We start from the raw sequence: 4,127 nt of genomic DNA on the forward strand, positions 1-4,127 counted from the left end.
CTAAAGCAAAGCAAGTCGCTAGCGCTAAGCGACTAATTTTATGGTTAAACATTATCTGACCCCTGAAAATTTTTATAATTTAGCTAGGGCCTGTTGTTCTTTGCTGGTTAAGTTTTGTTCGRAATAAAAGCGTTKTAATCGAGGCGGATGAGTTGATGCCTAGTCATCTAAGCAAAATTCATCCAACAAAGAGTAAAACGCTTTTAGTCGAACCCTTTGGGCAGCGTTTRTTGGCCATTTTTACTGYGTTATCGACTTTTTATGTAGAATAACTACACCACAAAGTCTCWGCCTTGTATAAATGGCCAACAATTCGCTGCAAAAACAACCTTGAAAGATCAACAGGCCCTAATTGTTCTAGCTTTATTTGAAGCTGTAGAGTGAAAACTTCAGGGCGGATGCTATTKAGCCGACTTTGATGCGCAAGCCGAGCAACTAAACCAAGACTACCTAGTCATGGAAAAGGACTTGTTTGCACTGCGTGATAAAGCTGCACGTGATTCAGTCATCATTCGCGATATGCGTGGCGAAGAAGTTATTCTTAGACTTGATTCGGTATTAGACGTTAGCTACGTGAACCGCATGAACAGCTTTGATAAAGTGGTTCACTGGTTTGTTGGTTTAGGTCGATTTGTTAGCCATGACCCACGTGAAGCTAATACCGAAGGCGGGGTGTTCCCAGCCATCTTTGGTACGGTATTCATGGTAATGTTAATGGCCGTAATTGTGACGCCATTTGGGGTTGTTGCTGCGATTTACTTACACGAATATGCTAAGAAAGGCCCAATCACTAAGATGATCCGTATTGCGGTAATTAACTTAGCAGGTGTACCCTCAATTGTTTACGGTGTATTTGGCTTAGGCTTCTTTGTATACATGTTAGGTGGCTCGTTAGACCAACTGTTTTATCCTGAAGCATTACCATCGCCAACATTTGGTTCACCAGGTGTGATTTGGTCGGCACTGACCTTAGCTATTTTGACATTGCCAGTTGTGATTGTATCGACTGAGGAAGGCTTAAGCCGTATCCCAAGTGCAGTACGTCAAGGCAGTTTAGCGTTAGGTGCGACAAAATTTGAAACCTTATGGCGCATTATTATTCCAATGGCGAGTCCTGCAATTATGACAGGTCTTATTTTGGCTGTTGCTCGCGCAGCAGGTGAAGTAGCGCCATTGATGTTAGTGGGTGTGGTTAAACTAGCACCGACGTTACCAATTGATATGAACTTCCCGTTTATCCATTTAGAACGTAAGTTTATGCATTTAGGTTTCCATATTTACGACGTTGGCTTCCAAAGCCCTAACGTAGAAGCGGCTAGACCATTAGTTTATGCAACTTCATTCTTATTAGTATCTGTGATTGTGACACTTAACTTAACAGCTATTAGTGTACGTAATCACTTACGTGAAAAATTCCGTTCGCTAGAACATTAATTAGCGATATCCTGAGGAAAAAAGAAAAATGATTTCTATTGATCAAAGCGCTATTAAATCTGAAGTTGTCGATTTAGCTAACCTACCTGCACAGGATACTGCGCTAGAAATTCGTAACTTAGATTTACGTTATGGTGATAAACAAGCTCTATTCGATGTGAGCATGAAAATCCCGAAAAACCAAGTAACAGCATTTATTGGCCCAAGTGGTTGTGGTAAATCAACGCTTTTACGTTGTATTAATCGCATGAATGACTTAGTTGAAACTTGTCATATTGACGGTGAAATTTTACTTCATGGTCAGAACATTTATGACAAACAAGTAGATGTAGCAGCACTTCGCCGTAATGTTGGTATGGTGTTCCAGCGTCCAAACCCATTCCCAAAATCAATTTATGAGAATGTGGTTTACGGTCTACGCCTTCAAGGCGTGAGCAATCGTCGTGAATTAGATGAGGCCGCAGAACGTTCATTACGCGGTGCAGCAATTTGGGATGAAGTGAAAGACCGTTTGCACGATAACGCTTTTGGGTTATCTGGCGGTCAGCAGCAACGACTTGTTATTGCTCGTGCGATTGCTATTGAGCCAGAAGTATTATTACTTGATGAGCCAACATCAGCATTGGATCCAATTTCAACCTTAACGATTGAAGAACTAATTACGGATCTGAAATCAAAATATACTGTTGTAATCGTAACCCATAACATGCAACAGGCTGCACGTGTATCAGATCAAACAGCCTTTATGTACATGGGCGAGCTAATTGAGTACGCTGATACCAATACTATCTTTACGACACCGCAAAAGCGTAAGACAGAAGATTACATTACAGGTCGTTACGGCTAATTGTACTGGCATGAGTAGCCGATGGCTTCGGTCAATATTTTAAAGAATAAAGGTTGATACAGTAATGGAAAACAAAAGTTTAAATAAGCATATCTCAGGTCAGTTTAATGCTGAGCTAGAAGATATCCGTAACCGCGTGTTAGCAATGGGTGGCTTAGTTGAGCGTCAGCTAGAAGAGTCACTTGATGCATTAGCATCACTTGATGCTGAACTTGCGCAAAAAGTCATTGATGGCGACCACCGTGTAAATGGCATGGAAGTGTCAATTGATGAAGAATGCACTCGTATCATTGCAAAGCGTCAGCCTGCTGCAAGTGATTTACGTTTAATCATTACTATAGGCAAAACGATCACTGATTTAGAACGTATTGGTGATGCTTGTGTACGTATTGCAAAAGCCGCATTGGATAAGCGTTTAAACAATCAGCAGCCTTTATTAGTGAGCATTGAAAATATGGGCCGTCATGCAACGCGTACTTTACATGCAACACTTGATGCATTAGCGCGTATGGATGCTGATAATGCGCTTGAATTACATAAAGAAGATGCGAAATTAGATAAGGAATATGAAGGTATTATCCGCCAGCTTATGACTTATATGATGGAAGATCCTCGCTCTATTCCAGCGGTATTAGACGTGCTCTGGGCGGCTCGCGCTGTTGAGCGTGTTGGTGACCGTTGTAAAAACATCTGTGAATACATTATCTTCTTTGTGAAAGGTAAAGATGTTCGCCATACTTCTTATGAAGATATGGAAAAAGATTTAAACATGTAAACTGATTGGTTTGCATCTTAAAGCCTCTAATGAAAGTTAGGGGCTTTTTTGTTGGTTCAGCACTAATACTAAGCATTAAGTCACATACCCAAAGCAAAATACAGTTTGAATTGGACAAAATGACCTTGCTTGAACATTAAGAACGAGTCACTTTGTCGCACTCTGTTTTGTAAGTTATTAAAACCACGATATTTTTTTGAAATAGATCACAAATAAATTCTGGCACTTAAATTGCTATCTTTATATATCCAATTCCTACGGCAAGATATATGAGATGTAAGACCCTTCAATTAAATAACGTAAATAAACTCTCTGGTGAATTAAGTGGCGCTTTTGCCGACTTAGGAACCTTCCTTCCGCTTGTATTAGGGCTCATTGCTCTTAATCAATTCTCACCCCAAGGCATATTTTTAGGCTTTGGCTGCTTTGCACTGTTTACTGCTTTTTATTATCGAAGGCCGATTCCAACCCAGCCTATGAAAGTCATCAGTGCACTAGTTATCGCAGAAGGGTTAACCCCTGGAATGCTGCAAGCCTCGGCAATGTTAATGGGGGTTATCTTACTCATCTTGGCGTACAGCGGTGTTATCAAATGGATGGCTAAACAGTTATCACCTGCAATCAGTATTGGGATCCAATTAGCTATTGGTATTCAATTGATTTGGATGGGTGGTTTTATGATGAGTGAGACTTGGGGGATTGGCTTACTTGCTTTTACAGCGTTATTTCTAAGCCGTTTCATGCCAATGCAATATATTGTCATGCCTTTGGTTATTTTATTTGGCATTACTTGGCAATATTTAAGCCAAACTACACCTAGTTTTAATTTCGCACAGGCAGCACCTTGGCATTTGAGTTGGCCAGAAACTCATGAGTGGAGTTCGGCTGCTATTTTATTAGTGCTGCCGCAGTTAGCTTTAACGTTAACGAATGCGGTAATCGCAATATCGGCGATGGCGAAAGATACGTTTCCTGAAGACAGTGAKARWTACAATAATTATATGACCCCAACGGCAGCTGAAATGGCGGCATGATAATAACTCCCCTAAGCGTGTACAGATTTACTTGACC

At 40.7% G+C, this 4,127-nt stretch carries 2 protein-coding genes and 2 pseudogenes; all 4 read left to right on the plus strand.

The features are described from left to right. Window positions 1-435 precede the first annotated feature (435 nt). Window positions 436-1,434: pseudogene (gene pstA / locus FNZ24_RS21120) on the plus strand (phosphate ABC transporter permease PstA); the annotation flags it as partial. Between the two features lie 28 nt (window positions 1,435-1,462). After that, window positions 1,463-2,281, plus strand: a complete 819-nt coding sequence (gene pstB / locus FNZ24_RS21125; RefSeq protein ID WP_153916767.1) for a phosphate ABC transporter ATP-binding protein PstB — start codon at window positions 1,463-1,465, stop codon at window positions 2,279-2,281. A 64-nt stretch (window positions 2,282-2,345) separates the two neighbouring features. Then, window positions 2,346-3,056, plus strand: coding sequence for a phosphate signaling complex protein PhoU (gene phoU / locus FNZ24_RS21130; protein ID WP_102527083.1), 711 nt, complete (start codon window positions 2,346-2,348; stop codon window positions 3,054-3,056). Window positions 3,057-3,325: 269 nt separating this feature from the next. Further along, a pseudogene (locus FNZ24_RS21135) lies at window positions 3,326-4,039 on the plus strand (putative sulfate/molybdate transporter); the annotation flags it as partial. Window positions 4,040-4,127 lie beyond the last annotated feature (88 nt).

Source organism: Shewanella sp. TC10 (assembly GCF_009663145.1).
Classification (GTDB): domain Bacteria; phylum Pseudomonadota; class Gammaproteobacteria; order Enterobacterales; family Shewanellaceae; genus Shewanella.

Coding starts and splice junctions, on each gene's coding strand:
- pstB (WP_153916767.1), top strand. CDS start 1,463: ATGATTTCTATTGATCAAAGCGCTATTAAATCTGAAGTTGTCGATTTA.
- phoU (WP_102527083.1), top strand. CDS start 2,346: ATGGAAAACAAAAGTTTAAATAAGCATATCTCAGGTCAGTTTAATGCT.